Below are 14,620 nucleotides of genomic sequence, written 5' to 3'. Positions count from 1 at the left end.
TCAGAGATAGTGCCGCTTCACGTAGTCCCGGAACATCCGGTGCGGCCCGTTCCGGGCTATGCCGTCGTGGGTGAAGAGCGTGCGAACATGCTCGACCCCGTCTTCGCGCCCGCGCAGATATTGAGGGTGCAGTTCACCTGTGGGGCTGCCGTGCTGGATGATGGCGCTGCGTGCCGCTCCGCCATAGCCGAACGCCATGCGGTCCAGCGCCTCCGCCATGATCGCAGTGAGTGCCGCCGCGTCGGGCATGCGGAACCGGTAGACGGTCGCCACGGCATGCTTGGTCAGCACCTGCAGAAATCCTACCACATAGGGATCGGCAAAGGTCCGTGCGGGCAGCGGCTCGCCCTTGGCTCCGGTGAGGTCCGCGAATGTCGAGCGCAAGTATAGCTCGGCCTGCTCGACCGCCTTGTCCCGCTTGCTCCGGAAACCGAACATCGCCCTGCCGCAGACGCGCTAGCCCGCCGACGTCCGCAACAGCCCCAATGTTCTCTCGTCCTCGTTGCCGCCGAAAAACGACTGCAGAGCCCGCTCGAACACCCCCGCCTCGGGTGCGGCGCGGTGGAACAGGGTCATCGAGGAGTGGAACTTCAGGTCGTCGGGCGAGCCGAAAATCTCGTTCAGCGATCGCGGAGCGGCGCTGGCGGGCGCATGCAGCAGCACTGCCTCGGTGCATTCCACCAGACGCGCCGCCAGCACCGCATGAGTGAAGTAGTTGCGCGCCTCGGCAACGCTCCCGAGCGCATAGCGCCGCGCCATCTCGCTTTGCCCGAGCCCCGCCAGTTGCGGGAACACGAACCACATCCAGTGGGTGCGCTTGCGGCCGGCGCGCAGTTCCGCCAGCACGTCGGGATAGACCTGGTTCTGCGCCTCGAGAAACAGCGCCGCCAGCGCGGCTTCATCGCGTTCGCTCATCACCTTCTCCTGTGACCGGCCGAAACGGGGAACCCCTTCGGGCGCCGGCGGTTGCTCCGGCAAAGGAGAGAAACCCCATGCAGATGCCATCCATTCACCCCGACCCCGCCGACGATACCGGTCCGGGCCCGGTGCCGCCCATGGGCCCGTCACCCTCGGACCCGGACGGGCAGACTGTACCGGTCGAGCCGGACAGCCCCGGAAAGAACCCGACCTTCCCGCCGGGACAGACGCCGTTTCCTGACCGCGACGAGCCGCCGGCCGACCATCCCGACAGCCTCTGAGGCGGCCTCCCCGTCCAGAACACCGGGCCCATGCGATAACCTCCGCATGGGCCCGTGCTTTGCCGGCACTCAGTCGTCGCGCCGCTTGTGGTGTTCGCTTTCCTGATTGGCGCCGCGCTGGATGGAGCGGTCGCCGCTCGACAGATCGTATTCCCCCGCCGGCTGCTCGATATCCTTGCGGGCCTCGTCGAGCGACTTCTGGTGCGGGTCGACATCGACGCCCTGCTGCTTCTCGCGCCCTTCGAACATAGCCTTCTGGTGCTCGCGGGTGCGCGGGCCCTGAGTGGTCTTTTCGGTGCCGCGGGTCTCGTGATTGCTCTGCTGAACCATTGTGGATCTCCTGTTGAGCCCTCTCCGTGGAGCAAACGGAGCCCATGCCGCACAGGTTGCCCCAATGTGATCGGCAGGACGGGAACGCGTTCCCGTCTTCGCCGGTTGGCCCTCCACATCCGCAAGGAGGACGTTTTCATGAGCAACCAGCCAAAGACCCGCCACCCCAACGATCTCGACCTCAAGCGCAATCCCGGTATCGGCCAGACCACCCAGGGCATCGACCAGCAGGACGCCGTGTTCCAGGACGAAGAGGGCGAGAACACCATCGAAGGCGACGTGATGAACGACACCGAAGCCGATGGCAGCATCAACCCCAACCGCCGCGGCCGGACGAACCATTAGGCGGAAAGCCCCTCACCCTGGCCCTCTCCCCAAGGGGGCGAGGGGACGCAGGAGCCGTATGCTCCGTGCATGTGTTGGGCACCGCCCCATCACCCATCGTCCCCTCGCCCCTCCGGGGAGAGGGTCAGGGTGAGGGGCCTCTCCACCCACGAGCCATCTCGCTAGCCCCGCGCCTGCGCCACATACCCTTCCACACTCGCCGGCACCTCGTCCGCCAGCCACTCCCGGAAGGCCCGCACTTTCCGGGATTCCCGCCGCCCCTCGGCCGTCGCCAGCCAATAGCCGTTGCGCCCCATAACCGGCAGGTTGAACGGCCGCACCAGCCTTCCGTCGCTGACCGCGTCGGCGCTCATCATGTCGGCCGCCAGCAACACGCCCTGCTCGGAAATGGCGGCATCGAAGGCGAGCGAGGGATCGGAAAATACCGGCCCCTTTAGCTCGAAATCGCGCGGCAGCCCCGCCCGCTCCAACCACAGCGACCAGTCCAGCATCGTCGTTTCGTCGCGGATCACCGGCACATGCCGCAGCTCGGCGGGTGCCTTCAGCAGCCGCGCCACCGGCGGGGCGCAGACCGGCTGGAAGGCCTGTCCGCCGATCAATGTCGTCCGAATCCCCGGCCACTGCCCGGCGCCGAAGCGGATGCCGCAGTCGAGGTCGGCGCGACTGAGGTCGAGCATGGCGCCGGTCACGTTAAGCCGGACTTCCATGCCCGGATGGCGGGCGGTGAACTTGTTGATCCGCCAGATCAGCCAGCGCGAAGCAAAGACGCTGCCCACCGTCAGGTTCAGCACCGCATCGTCGCGGCCGGTGAGGCCCGCCAGTCCATCCTGCAACTGCGTGAAGCCGGCGCTCAGTTGCGGCAGCACCGCGAGCAGTGCCGGACGCGGCTTCAGTCCGGCGGGGGTGCGGTCGAACAGCTCCACCCCCAGCCGCTCCTCGGCGCGCCGCAGGTGCTGGCTCACCGCGCCCACCGTGACCCCCAGTTCCTCCGCCGCCGGTGCGAGGGCGCCACGCCGGGCGACGATCTCGATGGCCCTCAGCGCATTCAGCGGAATGGGAAACGGGTTGCTCATGGAGATTTTCTAAACTCCAGCCCAGACCTTGTCCATTGCGGCAGCGTGGTCAGCACGGCAGATTAGCGACATACCAACCCGCAACCGCTGCCGAAGGAGCCGACAAAATGTCGATCCTGACCACGCTTTTCCGCCGCCTTGTCGCCCGTCGCCAAGGCCGCGCCACCGCCACGCCGGACCCCGACCAGCTCGATCTGCGCCAATGGGCGGATCTGCCGGCCTGGCATCCGCGTTCCGACCGGGCGCCGTGCTGAGGTCACAATCTCGGTGGAAACAGGCGCGCCTTCCTTATTCGGAGACCCGCCGATGATCCGGACGACCGCCGCTGCCCTTGTGCTTGCCCTTGCCGCCTCCACCACCAGCATGGCTCAGGAGGCGACCACGCCGCCCGCCGACACCCAGGTGACGGTGGACCCGAGCGCCAATGTGCGGGCCCTGCCCAAGGCCGTCGACATCCTCACCGGGCTCTATGCCACCCTCGCGACGGTGGAAATCTGCGAGATCGCGCTCGATCCGGCCATCCAAGCCGCCATCGACGCCGACCGCGCCAGCATGGAAGCCTCGGCCGCCTTCGACCAGCCGACCGGCGAAAAGGCCTACCAGGCAGTGCTCGCCGACGTGCGCAAGACCAATCCGGACTGCGCCGAGGGCAGCGCCGACCGCCAGGGCGTTGATGCCGTGACCGCGGTCTATGCCAGCCGCACGGCCGCCGCGCCTGCTCCGGCGGCTGCCCCTGAGGCAACACCGCAGCAATAGCGGCAAAAGGCGGCGTTAACCGCCCCTATACCATCTTTGCGCCGCGCCGGGCCTCTGGTATCAGCGCGGCATGACAACGCCGCTCTCCCATATCCGCAACTTTTCCATCGTCGCCCATATCGACCATGGCAAGTCGACCCTCGCCGATCGCCTGATCCAGCTGACCGGCGGGCTCGATGCCCGCGAAATGGCCGGCAAGGAGCAGGTCCTCGACTCGATGGACATCGAGCGCGAGCGCGGCATCACCATAAAGGCGCAGACCGTCCGGCTGAACTACAAGGCGCAGGACGGCGAGACCTACGTCCTCAACCTCATCGACACGCCCGGCCACGTCGACTTCGCCTATGAAGTGTCGCGCTCCATGGCCGCCGTCGAGGGCTCGCTGCTCGTGGTCGACGCCAGCCAGGGCGTCGAGGCGCAGACGCTGGCCAATGTCTACCACGCGCTCGATGCCAACCACGAGATCGTGCCCGTCCTCAACAAGGTCGACCTGCCCGCCGCCGACGTGCCGCGGGTCAAGGCGCAGATCGAGGACGTGATCGGGATCGATGCCTCCGACGCGGTGGAAATCTCCGCCAAGACCGGCCTCAACATCGACCAGGTGCTGGAAGCCATCGTCCACCGCCTGCCGGCCCCCCAGGGCAATCTCGACGCCCCGCTCAAGGCGCTCCTCGTCGATTCGTGGTACGACACCTATCTCGGCGTGGTCGTCCTCGTCCGCATCATCGACGGCGTGATGAAGAAGGGCCAGAAGATCCGCATGATGGCCTCCGGCGCCGTCTACGAGCTTGACCGCGTCGCCGTGCAGACCCCCAAGCTGGTGGAAGTCAAGGAACTCACCCCCGGCGAGCTCGGCGTCTTCACCGCCTCGATCAAGGAAGTGGCCGACACCAATGTCGGCGACACCATCACCGACGACCGCAAGCCCACCGCCGAGGCCCTGCCCGGCTTCCGCCCGGCGCAGCCCGTGGTGTTCTGCGGCCTCTTTCCCGTCGACGCCTCCGATTTCGACGAGCTGCGCGCCGCCATGGGCAAGCTCCGGCTCAACGATGCGAGCTTCAGCTTCGAGATGGAAACCTCTGCCGCCCTCGGCTTCGGATTCCGTTGCGGCTTCCTTGGCCTGCTCCACCTCGAAATCATCCAGGAGCGCCTCTCGCGTGAGTTCGACCTCGACCTCATCGCCACCGCCCCGAGCGTGGTCTACGAGATCGCGCTCACCAATGGCGAGACAATGCACCTCCACAACCCGGCCGACCTGCCGGACGTGATGAAGATCGAGGAGATCCGCGAGCCCTGGATCAAGGCCACCATCCTCACCCCGGACGAATATCTCGGCGCCATCCTGAAACTCTGCCAGGATCGCCGCGGCGTGCAGCGCAATCTCAGCTATGTCGGCTCGCGCGCCATGGTCGAATACGACCTGCCGCTCAACGAGGTGGTGTTCGATTTCTACGACCGGCTGAAGTCGATCTCCAAGGGCTATGCGAGCTTCGACTACCAGCTCGCCGAGCACCGCCCCGGCGACCTGGTGAAGCTCAGTATCCTGGTCAACGCCGAGCCCGTCGACGCGCTCTCCATGCTGGTCCACCGCAGCGCCGCGGAATCACGCGGCCGGGTGATGTGCGAAAAGCTCAAGGAGCTGATCCCGCCCCACCTCTTCGTCATCCCCATCCAGGCCGCCATTGGCGGCAAGATCATCGCCCGCGAAACGGTGCGCGCCATGCGCAAGGACGTGACGGCGAAATGCTATGGCGGCGACGCGACCCGCAAGCGGAAGCTGCTGGAGAAACAAAAAGCCGGTAAGAAAAGAATGCGGCAGTTCGGCTCGGTGGAAATACCGCAGGAAGCCTTCATCAAGGCACTTAAGATGGGCGACGACTGAGCCAGCATTCTTTTCTTACCGACCGCCCAGAAGGCGGCAAGACTTCGAACCGGCCGCAGGCAAATCGCGCCAGTGGCGCGATTTTAGGTGAGAAGGCCATGAGACCTATGGTCGAATGGCGCGCATGCAGAAGTTCGGCAGCGCTCAAGAATAGGGTATCTTTGCGAGTTCGTGCGGCGAAGCTGAGATGCCACGGGTGTTCGCGACAGTCGCTGAGGCCGCTGCAAGAAGTACTTGGGCCCCGACAGGAAGTCACGTCCGCAGATCCCGCTGCACGTACGCCCCAATTGCCACGCCTACCTCATGCACGGACCAACTTTGCAGCGACTTGTCGTTGTAGAAGCGCCGGTTCGTTCGAAGTTACGACCTAGCCAACGATATGGCAGAGGTGCGACTTGCGCCAGTGTCTTGTAGTCGACCATAAATAGCGGGCCTACAGCATCTGGGACCGCGATGAACCCCACGTCAATTGGTGACCTACTTCAGCAGACGAGGCAACTAGGTATCACCCAGGCCCTAGCAGGGTGTTGAAGAAGTCAGTCGGGTTCGCAGACGAAACCTGAGTGATCGGCCTTGTGGATGAAGAAGTGGCCGACGAGGCGACCGGCAGTGCCGATCATGACCCATCCGCGGCCGCAGGCTGGATCGTTGTCGTCGTAGCCTTGCCATGAGAACTCGGCGCAGGCGGCCCCGTCTCGGGAACCATAGCGAACGTCGAGGAAGCCCTTAAGCGCGCCGAAAGCGATTTCGCCATCGGCCGGGCCCTCAAAGGTGAGGTGTGCTGGTTCGACGAGATCGAGGACATCGTTGTCCCAGACATCCATTTCGACGATGCGCCAGCGGCCGGCGAAGGCCTTCGCGTATGCGGGCACCTTTGCCATCAGCCAGTCTCCGCAATCAGCTTTGGCAACCGCACAAGATTGTAGGCAGCGGCAGCGAAGGTGAAGGCCCAGCCAACCCGTTCGAGCCCTTTGAACCTGGTCTTGCGCTGTCCGGCCACAGTCTTGATCCAGCCGAACGCCTCTTCAATCCGTTTTCTGATGCGCAGGCTCACGGCGTAGCCGGATTGGCGCGCTGTGCGTCCATCAATTGCAGAGCGGCGGCCGCTGAGGTTGCGAGCCACATGCGGCGTTACCCGCATGGAGCGCAGTTCATTGATGAAATCCTCGGCATCATAGCCTTTGTCGGCGCCCAGTGTGATGGCCCGCGGCCGGTCGGCATGAGGCTCGATCATATGCAGCGCCGCCACCCGCTCGGCATGGCCATCCGCATGCGTCAGGCAGGCATCGACCAGAAGCCCGTGGCGGTTCTCCATCAGCCCGTGCCCCATGAAGCAGAGCTTGGCCTCCTTGCCCGCACCCTTCTTGTAGAGCCGGGCTTGCGGATCGGTGCTCGAAGCATGAGTGGCGTTCGACCGCTTCTGGCCGTGAAAGCTGGCATCCGGGTTGCGCCCACCACCACTGCTTGGCGGCTCATCCGTGTTGTCCTCCGGGCTGTTGGGCCGGATACTCTTCATCGACGCCCACGCCTCGATCAGCGTGCCGTCCACCGAGAAGTGTTCCGTGGATAGCAGCCTCTTGACCGGCGGCTGCGCCAAGACCGCCGCCAGGAACTTGGCGGCGATATCGCCCTCGAGCAGCCTGTCGCGGTTCTTCGAGAAGCTCGAATGGTCCCAAACCGCATCGTCGATCCCCAGACCCACGAACCAGCGAAACAGCAGGTCGAACTCCAGCCGCTCCATCAACTGGCGCTCCGAACGGATTGAGTAGAATGCCTGCAGCAGCATCGCCCGCAGCAGCTTCTCGGGCGCGATCGAGGGCCTACCCAAACCCGAGTAGAGCGAAGAAAACTCACCTTCCAGCGCCAACAGCGCCTCGTTCACCAGCCGCCGGATCGTGCGCAGCGGGTGGTCCTTCCGCACCCGTGACTCCAGATCCACATAGCTGAACAAGGCACCAGTCCTCTCGTCCGCTCCCCGCATCCCGCCTCCGCAAATCAGCGGAGTCCATTGAATCACGCAACAACCGATCCGACGAGCGACTTCTTCAACACCCTGCTAGATCGTCGAGGATGGACTGCGCAAGATAGCGCTACAGTATGAGCGCTCGGTACTATGCCGCCGATCTTGCTCCTCACTATAGCTGCGCGCGCCGTTGTGCCACCTCGTGCTCGCTCCGACAAACGAGTCCTGTCCTTTTCCAGCAGTCATGCCACCCTTCACCCCATGCAACCAGTCCGCTACTCCATCGGCATCACCCTCGACGGCTGCATTGACCACCAGGTCGGCATGCCGGATGCGCACACCCACCAGCACTCCACCGAGTGGATCGCCTCCGGCGACCATCTCATGTTCGGGCGCGTCACCTACGGGCTGATGGAGTTCTGGCGGCCGGTGGCGGAGGGGCGGGTGCCGGAGGGGTTCCCCGAGTGGATGGTGCCGTTTGCCCATGAGATCACCCGGGCCAGGAAGTACGTCGTCTCCGACACGCTGCCCGAAAACCCCGGCTGGAACACCGAGCTCGTCTGCAATGCCGAGTTGGAAGCCACCATTCGCCGGCTGAAAGCGGAGCCAGGGCGGGGCATCCTGGTGGGCGGGGTGGCCATGCCGCTGCACCTGGCGGCGCTGGGGCTGATCGACGAATACGAGTTCGTGGTGCAGCCGCGGATTGCCGGGCATGGGCCGTACCTGTTCGAGGGGCTGAAGGACGTCGTCGATCTCCGCCTTGTCGGCGAGAAGCGGTTCCCCGGCGGTCACGTCGCCCTCACCTACCAGCCAGCACGCTGATTCCGCTTCACTTTGTGATGGAACGCCGGAGGGGCGTTCACCGTCTGTTAGCCATGAATGGTGAGATCAGCAGATGGCCCGGGAACTCAGACGGCTCTACCCCAACCAGCGCCAGCCACATGATGCGGTGATCGTCACCGTGCGCCAGGCGCTCGGCCGCACCGTGGCCGATGTGGCGGCGGTGGAGGTGATCGCCGATTTTCCCCAGCCGGTGCCGCAGGCGCTCGCCGCGGCCGAGGCGCTGCAGGCCCAGGCGGGCCTCAGGGAAATCGCCGTCATCATCGACAGCGAGGTCGAGTGGCGTCCCGAATGGGGCACGCTGGTCGGCTGACGCACTTATCCCCGCGGCCCCGGGACGGGCGTATCCTTTCCGGTCACCCTGTTGGACCGGAGAGGATACGCGAAACAATGTCCCATCGACCCCGCACCACCAGCCGCCGCCAGGCCGAGGCGCATGAGGCGCTGTGGCTGGAGCTGACCGCGCTGAAGACGCAGGTCGCCGCCATTGCCGCCCGCCGACCGGCTGCCGCCGTGCCCGATGCGGTGCGGATCGCCGCCGAATCGCTGATCGCCGACGCTGCCCCCTTCGCCCGGCCGCGCGGTGAAACCCTGCCGGTCGCCGCCTTCGACTATGCCGGGCTCGCCGTGCAGCTCGGTCGCATGCTCGCCCGGCTCGACCATTGGGAGAGCCGCCACACCGCCTGGGACGCCAAGGCCGGCTGCCAGGCCTGGCAGTTCAGCGACGGCTCAGCGCCGGTGCGGCGCCACCGGCCCGCCGTGCCCCCGCCCCCGAAACCGGAGCGCGACATGAGCGAGATGCGGCGCAAGCTGATCGAGCGGGAAGCGCAGCTCACCCGCCGCTATTACGATGCTGCCTTCAAGGCGGGGCGGGAGGCGGCCATGGCGGAACTGGCGGCGCGGGAAAGCGTGGCGCCTGAGGCGGATGAGCCGACTTATCCCCGGGTCCGCCGACTGGAGTAAACTCCTCCCATCTCTCCCGCGACGAGGCGGCCTGCGCAGCGACCAGTGGCGGGAGGACGGCCGGGCATGGGGGCGTCGCTGCCTTCCATGGGCTCGCGGGTGGGCCGCTCAGGTTCGGCGAGGGCGAATTTCGCTCTCCTGTCCGAAATGGAGTCGCCTGCACCCCGTTCTGAAATCCCGGCGCCCCGAGGCGCTCGCGTCTCACCTAAAAATACCTCAGAGGCGCGCGGCGCCTCGGGGCCCGCCTTCCTCTTTCACCGGGCTGCGCCAGCGCCGCCCGGCGCTTCGGCACGCCCGTCCTGTCCGGCGTTGCCCAGCGGCCACGCACCGGCGTGGTGCCGATCACATTGCGGGAACCGACGCACTGCCCGGCCGTTGCTTGGGCCGGGGCGGTTCACCGCGCCAGAGCCCATCCCGGGCCGGCGCCTTAACCCGCAACTCGGGAGGCCCTAAACCCTCCCCAAGACAGGACTACTCACAATGAAGAAACTGCTTCTGGCTTCCGTGGCCGTGATCGCGCTCGGCGCACCGGCCTTCGCCCAGACCGAAGTCACCACCGATGCCGACACCAACGCCACCATCGGCGCCACCGCCGGTGGCGCGGGCGGCGCTGCCCTTGGCGCCGTGCTCGGCGGCCCGATCGGCGCCGTGGTCGGCGGCTTTGCCGGTGCCGTGATCGGCGGCGAAGCCGGTGTCGAGGCATCCACCGTCGAATACGCCACCGCCAACCCGGTCGAGCCGATCTATATCGACGGCAGCGTCGATGTCGGCTTCGTGGTGCCGGCGGACGTGACCATCCACACCATCCAGGGCGATGATCGCTACGGCTATATCTACGCCAATGACCGCGTCTGGATCGTCGACCTCGAGACCCGTGCTCTGGTGCAGTCGCCGGGCTATGTGGTGTCGCAGTCGGTGGCCGACTATGCCGTGGGCAACCCGGTCGGTTCGGTGACGGTGGATGGCGATGTCGTGGTCGGCACCGTGCTGCCGGGCGATGTCGAGGTCAACACCATCCCCGACAGCCCGACCTACTCCTATGTCTATGTGAACGACCGCCCGGTGCTGGTGGAGAATTCCAGCCGCACCGTGGTCTGGGTCAACAACTAGGCCTCTGCGCCGCCCGGGGAATTCGGTTTCTCCGGGCGGCACCCTTTTCCGGCCGCCACCCTCCGCGCTATAGAAGTGCGGCAACGGAGGGCGCGTCATGGCCGATATCCTCGACTATTGCGCAGGGCTCGAGCCCCGCACGTTCGAACCCGGCGCCACCATCCTGCCGGAGGGCGAGCGCCTCGGCCGGCTCTATGTGCTGATCGACGGCGAGGTCGAAGTGATCCGCGAACGCACGCAGGTCACCCATGTCGACGAGCCGGGCTCGATTTTCGGCGAAATGGCGGTGCTGCTCGAGATGCCGCATTCGGCCACGGTCAAGGCGCTGAGCACCGTCCGTGTCTACGAAATCCCCGATGCGCTGACCTTTCTCGACACAAGACCGGAATTCTCGCTGGCCATTGCCACCATGCTGGCGCGGCGGCTCTATTACACCACCTCCTACCTCGTCGACCTGCAGCAGCAGTCCGCCGGCAAGCGGCAGGATCTCGACCTCGTCGACCAGATCCTCCAGAGCCTCGTCGATCCCAGCGACGTCAAGCGGCAGGGCACAGCGTGAGCGACACCCAGCCCAGTCTCTCCATCACCTACTGCACCCAGTGCAACTGGCTGCTCCGGTCCGCCTGGATGGCGCAGGAAGTGCTCTCCACCTTCGGCACGGAAATGGGCGAAGTTATCCTCGTCCCGGGAACCGGCGGTATCTTCGAGATCAGGCTCGATGGTGAGCTGATCTGGGAGCGGAAGCGCGATGGTGGCTTTCCTGACGTCAAGGTTTTGAAGCAGATGGTGCGCGATCACATCGACCCCGAGCGCAGCCTCGGTCATATCGACCGCGCCGCCGCCCACGGCGCCGAGGCCGGCTAACTGCGACGGCCGGGCATTCACAATCCTGCCATCCATCCGCTAATGTCGCGCCGACTTCACTTGGGGGAGACCGTCGACCATGACCCGCAAAGCGATTGCCGCCGCTGCTGCCAGCCTGCTCGCCCTCGGCTTCGTGCCCGCCTCGGCGCAGGACCTGCCCGATCTCGGCGGCCGCACCATCCGTGCCGTCACCGAGAACGCCTACTATCCGCTGAACTTCGCCGATCCGGAGACCGGCGAGGGCATCGGGCTCGAATACGACGTCATCAACGAGATCGCCAAGCGCCTCAATGCAACGGTCGAATGGGACCTCACCGCCTGGGACGTGATGATCGAAGCGGTGCGCACCGGCCAGTTCGACGTTGGGGCCGACGGCATCACCATCACCGAAGAGCGCGAGGAGCAGATCGACTTCACCGACCCGTTCATCACCGTGGAGCAGTACCTCCTGGTGCGCGCCGACGAGGATCGCATCACCGGGGTCGAGAGCTTCGCCGAGCATGAAGACCTGCTGTTCGGCGCCCAGGCCGGCACCTCGTCCTTCTACACCGCCATCTATGACGTTCTCGATGGCGACGAGAGCAATCCGCGCGTCAAGGTGTTCGACAGCTTCGGCGCGGCCGTGCAGGCGGTGAAGGCGGGCGATGTCGATGCGGTGATCGCCGACCAGGCGGCATCGGCCGGCTATATCGGCGCCGATCCGAATTCGTTCAAGCAGGCGGGCGAGCCGATCAAGTCCGACCCGTTCGGCTTCATCCTCACCCCCGACTCTGACCTCGTCGAGCCGTTCAACGCTGCCCTGGCGCAACTTGAAGCCGAAGGCTGGCTCGAAGAACGCATCAACTACTGGTTCTTCGAATACGGCGCCGAGTAATCCTCCCCGTCAGCCGTAGACCTCATGGTGAGCCTGTCGAACCAGGAGGTCGGTAACACTGCGGCCGCGACCTCGTCCTTCGACAAGCTCAGGATGAGGTCTACAAACCTGCGAGCGGACCTCTCCCTGTTCCATGACCTACCGGCCGCGCCCGCCCTCGCTCCTCTCCCGCATTCCCTGGTGGCTGCTCGCCATCGGGCTGCTGTTTGTCATCGGCCTGTGGGCGATCACTGCCGACGCGACCTATGCTTCGATCTTCCGCACCTTGTCCGGCGGCGTGGTGACGACGCTGTGGGTGACGGTCGTCGCATTTGTCGCCGCCACCGTGCTCGGTCTCGTTGTGGCGCTGGCACGGACCTCGAACGTCCGGGTGCTGCGCGAGATCGCGACCTTCTATGTCGAGATCATCCGCGGCATCCCGATCCTGGTCTTCCTGTTCTATGTCGCCTTCGTCGCGGCACCGGCCATGGTGGGTGCCTTCAACTGGCTCATGGCGCCGCTGATCGGCTGGGGCTGGATGGAGCCGGCCACGGTGCGCGGCTTCGATTTCGTCTGGCGGGCGATCTTTGCGCTCACCGTCTGCTATTCGGCCTTCATCGCCGAGATATTCCGCGCCGGCATCGAGGCGGTGGGCCGCGGCCAACTGGAAGCCGCCCGCTCGCTGGGGCTCAGCCGCTGGCAGTGCTTCCGGCTGGTGATCTTTCCCCAGGCGCTGCGCACCATCCTGCCGCCGCTCGGCAACGACTTCGTGTCGATGGTCAAGGATTCCGCTCTGGTCTCCGCCCTTGGCGTGCAGGACATCACCCAACTCGGCAAGCTGTCGGCGTCGTCGAGCTTTCTGTTCTTCGAGACCTACAACGTGGTGGCGTTCCTCTATCTCACCATGACGATTTCCCTGTCGCTGCTGGTTCGGTTGCTGGAGCGTTATCTCGATCGGAACCGCCCCTAGCGCCTTGCACAAAGGGGCAAACGCAACCACCTGTCAGCCGTCACCACGGAGCCCGCCATGAAGTCCTTTGTCCAACTCGCTGCCGCCGCCGGAACCGCCCTTCTGCTCGCCAGTTGCGGCGATGCCGGCCAGGTCGGCTCGGTCGGCGTTGACTGGACGGGCAACGACATCGCCATCGACGCGCTGGCAGATCCCGATGTCGACGGCGTGGTCTGCCATCTCGCCTATTTCAACCGCTCGTTCCTGGACCGAATGAGCCAGGGCAACTGGTTCGAGGACCCGTCCTATTCGGCGCTCGACTGCTCGGTGGTCGGCCCGGTGACGATCGGCGATATCTCCACCCGCCCAGGCGGCGAGGAGATCTTCCGCGAAGGCCGCTCGCTGATCTGGAAGTCGCTGCGGGTGACGCGCATTCACGATGCGACCAACAACTCGCTGATCTACCTCGCACACGCTCGTCAGATCCAGCAGGGCTCGGGCAAAATGAGCCTGTCGGTCATCCCCCTCGCCGGCGAGGACGTGACCTGGAGCGAGGGGGCGCCGGGCGCGGTGCCGGCGACGGTCAACACCCAATAGATCCCGGGGATTTTGCTTCCGCCCGGGAAAGTGGAAGCTTATGGCGCACCATTGCGCACATACGTAAAACCTTTTCCCCTTGTGCTGCTGAAGTTTACGTCCGCGGTGACGATATTCAGAGCAAACGAGGACGTGCGACGCCACGTCGGAAGGAAGAGCAGGTTATGGCAATTCTCATCGGCGACACCGCCCCCGATTTCACCCTCGACTCCACCGAGGGTCCGATCCACTTCTACGACTATATCGAAGGCTTCTGGGCCGTGCTGTTCAGCCACCCCAAGAACTTCACCCCGGTGTGCACCACCGAGCTCGGCTACACCGCCAAGCTCAAGGACGAATTCGAAAAGCGCGGCGTGAAGGTGCTCGGCCTGTCGGTCGACAAGCTGGAAGACCATGCTGGCTGGGCCAAGGACATCGAGGAAACCCAGGGCGCGGCTCTGAATTTCCCGCTCTTGGCCGACACCAATGGCGAGGTCGCCCGCCAGTACGACATGATCCACCCCAATGCCGACAACAGCCTGACGGTGCGCTCGGTGTTCGTGATCGGTCCGGACAAGAAGGTGAAGCTCAAGATCGAGTATCCGGCTTCCACCGGCCGCAACTTCGACGAAGTGCTGCGCGTCATCGACTCGCTGCAGCTCACCGCCAAGCACCAGGTAGCCACCCCGGTGAACTGGAAGAACGGCGAGGACGTCATCATCGTGCCGGCCGTTTCCAACGAAGCCGCCCGCGAAAAGTATCCGGAAGGCTGGAAGGAACTTAAGCCCTACCTCCGCATTGTTCCCCAGCCCCGCGCTTGAACCAAGCGCACACGTTTTCTCCCTGACAAACTGGGCGGCTGGCCACAGCCGCCCTTTTCTTTTGTCCCCGCCAATGTCGCGGCGTGCGACACTGCT

Annotated in this window: 21 protein-coding genes; 15 read left to right on the top strand and 6 right to left on the bottom strand. The window is 65.4% G+C overall.

Going from position 1 to position 14,620, the window contains the following annotated elements; all coding sequences use genetic code 11:
* Together ACFSX5_RS09205 and ACFSX5_RS09200 are read right to left on the bottom strand one after the other, a co-directional pair.
* Complete coding sequence (locus ACFSX5_RS09205) at nt 1–384, bottom strand: hypothetical protein (RefSeq protein ID WP_386833017.1); 384 nt, start codon at nt 382–384, stop codon at nt 1–3.
* Between the two features lie 72 nt (nt 385–456).
* Nucleotides 457–915 (bottom strand): DUF1810 domain-containing protein, encoded by a 459-nt coding sequence (locus ACFSX5_RS09200; protein ID WP_386833016.1) that lies wholly within the window; start codon nt 913–915, stop codon nt 457–459.
* Nucleotides 916–992: 77 nt separating this feature from the next.
* On the opposite strand from ACFSX5_RS09200, the gene ACFSX5_RS09195 reads away from it, so the two are divergent.
* Entirely contained in the window at nt 993–1,199 is a 207-nt protein-coding gene (locus ACFSX5_RS09195) for a hypothetical protein (protein WP_386833015.1), read from the top strand.
* 69 nt (nt 1,200–1,268) lie between these two features.
* On the opposite strand, the gene ACFSX5_RS09190 is transcribed toward ACFSX5_RS09195, so the two are convergent.
* A complete protein-coding gene (locus ACFSX5_RS09190) occupies nt 1,269–1,529 on the bottom strand; it encodes a hypothetical protein (RefSeq protein ID WP_386833014.1) in 261 nt (86 codons plus the stop codon).
* Nucleotides 1,530–1,667: 138 nt separating this feature from the next.
* Between ACFSX5_RS09190 and ACFSX5_RS09185 the strand changes: the two genes are divergently transcribed.
* Complete coding sequence (locus ACFSX5_RS09185; RefSeq protein ID WP_386833012.1) at nt 1,668–1,874, top strand: hypothetical protein; 207 nt, start codon at nt 1,668–1,670, stop codon at nt 1,872–1,874.
* Nucleotides 1,875–2,035: 161 nt separating this feature from the next.
* On the opposite strand, the gene ACFSX5_RS09180 is transcribed toward ACFSX5_RS09185, so the two are convergent.
* A complete protein-coding gene (locus tag ACFSX5_RS09180) occupies nt 2,036–2,947 on the bottom strand; it encodes a LysR substrate-binding domain-containing protein (protein WP_386833011.1) in 912 nt (303 codons plus the stop codon).
* Between the two features lie 107 nt (nt 2,948–3,054).
* Between ACFSX5_RS09180 and ACFSX5_RS09175 the strand changes: the two genes are divergently transcribed.
* From ACFSX5_RS09175 to lepA, 3 genes are all read left to right on the top strand, one after another.
* The gene (locus ACFSX5_RS09175; protein WP_386833010.1) at nt 3,055–3,201 is read left to right on the top strand and encodes a hypothetical protein; all 147 of its coding nucleotides are present in this window, start codon (nt 3,055–3,057) and stop codon (nt 3,199–3,201) included.
* Between the two features lie 52 nt (nt 3,202–3,253).
* Nucleotides 3,254–3,703 carry a hypothetical protein gene (locus ACFSX5_RS09170; RefSeq protein ID WP_386833009.1) on the top strand — a complete coding sequence of 150 codons (450 nt, stop codon included), beginning with the start codon at nt 3,254–3,256 and terminating at the stop codon, nt 3,701–3,703.
* 70 nt (nt 3,704–3,773) lie between these two features.
* Nucleotides 3,774–5,585, top strand: a complete 1,812-nt coding sequence (lepA, locus tag ACFSX5_RS09165) for a translation elongation factor 4 (RefSeq protein ID WP_386833008.1) — start codon at nt 3,774–3,776, stop codon at nt 5,583–5,585.
* Nucleotides 5,586–6,121: 536 nt separating this feature from the next.
* Here lepA and ACFSX5_RS09160 read toward each other — a convergent pair.
* Together ACFSX5_RS09160 and ACFSX5_RS09155 are read right to left on the bottom strand one after the other, a co-directional pair.
* The gene (locus ACFSX5_RS09160) at nt 6,122–6,466 is read right to left on the bottom strand and encodes a hypothetical protein (protein WP_386833006.1); all 345 of its coding nucleotides are present in this window, start codon (nt 6,464–6,466) and stop codon (nt 6,122–6,124) included.
* Nucleotides 6,466–7,566, bottom strand: a complete 1,101-nt coding sequence (locus tag ACFSX5_RS09155) for an IS5 family transposase (RefSeq protein WP_386833004.1) — start codon at nt 7,564–7,566, stop codon at nt 6,466–6,468. Before ACFSX5_RS09155 ends, ACFSX5_RS09160 begins: the two co-directional genes overlap by 1 nt.
* A gap of 243 nt (nt 7,567–7,809) precedes the next feature.
* Between ACFSX5_RS09155 and ACFSX5_RS09150 the strand changes: the two genes are divergently transcribed.
* The 10 genes from ACFSX5_RS09150 to ACFSX5_RS09105 all read left to right on the top strand — a co-directional run bounded on the left by ACFSX5_RS09150 (nt 7,810) and on the right by ACFSX5_RS09105 (nt 14,524).
* A complete protein-coding gene (locus ACFSX5_RS09150) occupies nt 7,810–8,370 on the top strand; it encodes a dihydrofolate reductase family protein (RefSeq protein WP_386833002.1) in 561 nt (186 codons plus the stop codon).
* Nucleotides 8,371–8,443: 73 nt separating this feature from the next.
* Nucleotides 8,444–8,701 (top strand): hypothetical protein, encoded by a 258-nt coding sequence (locus ACFSX5_RS09145; protein WP_386833001.1) that lies wholly within the window; start codon nt 8,444–8,446, stop codon nt 8,699–8,701.
* A 77-nt stretch (nt 8,702–8,778) separates the two neighbouring features.
* Nucleotides 8,779–9,351, top strand: coding sequence for a hypothetical protein (locus ACFSX5_RS09140; RefSeq protein WP_386833000.1), 573 nt, complete (start codon nt 8,779–8,781; stop codon nt 9,349–9,351).
* Between the two features lie 480 nt (nt 9,352–9,831).
* Nucleotides 9,832–10,461 carry a DUF1236 domain-containing protein gene (locus tag ACFSX5_RS09135; RefSeq protein WP_386832998.1) on the top strand — a complete coding sequence of 210 codons (630 nt, stop codon included), beginning with the start codon at nt 9,832–9,834 and terminating at the stop codon, nt 10,459–10,461.
* A 97-nt stretch (nt 10,462–10,558) separates the two neighbouring features.
* A complete protein-coding gene (locus tag ACFSX5_RS09130) occupies nt 10,559–11,020 on the top strand; it encodes a Crp/Fnr family transcriptional regulator (protein ID WP_386832996.1) in 462 nt (153 codons plus the stop codon).
* Entirely contained in the window at nt 11,017–11,325 is a 309-nt protein-coding gene (locus tag ACFSX5_RS09125) for a SelT/SelW/SelH family protein (RefSeq protein WP_386832995.1), read from the top strand. The genes ACFSX5_RS09130 and ACFSX5_RS09125 overlap by 4 nt, the downstream gene beginning before the upstream one ends.
* 79 nt (nt 11,326–11,404) lie before the next feature.
* On the top strand, nt 11,405–12,199 hold the full coding sequence (locus ACFSX5_RS09120) for a substrate-binding periplasmic protein (protein WP_386832994.1): 795 nt from the start codon (nt 11,405–11,407) through the stop codon (nt 12,197–12,199).
* Between the two features lie 133 nt (nt 12,200–12,332).
* The gene (locus tag ACFSX5_RS09115) at nt 12,333–13,148 is read left to right on the top strand and encodes an amino acid ABC transporter permease (protein WP_386832993.1); all 816 of its coding nucleotides are present in this window, start codon (nt 12,333–12,335) and stop codon (nt 13,146–13,148) included.
* Nucleotides 13,149–13,205: 57 nt separating this feature from the next.
* Nucleotides 13,206–13,724: a CreA family protein gene (locus ACFSX5_RS09110; RefSeq protein WP_386832992.1), complete on the top strand. Its 519-nt coding sequence runs from the start codon at nt 13,206–13,208 to the stop codon at nt 13,722–13,724.
* Nucleotides 13,725–13,888: 164 nt separating this feature from the next.
* Nucleotides 13,889–14,524 (top strand): peroxiredoxin, encoded by a 636-nt coding sequence (locus ACFSX5_RS09105; protein ID WP_386832990.1) that lies wholly within the window; start codon nt 13,889–13,891, stop codon nt 14,522–14,524.
* The last annotated feature ends 96 nt before the right edge of the window (nt 14,525–14,620 follow it).

The sequence above is a fragment of the Devosia albogilva genome (assembly GCF_042685625.1).
Taxonomy (GTDB): Bacteria; Pseudomonadota; Alphaproteobacteria; order Rhizobiales; family Devosiaceae; genus Devosia; species Devosia albogilva.
Note: the sequence above shows the minus strand (reverse complement) of the source record. Positions and strands in the feature narration are given on the sequence as shown.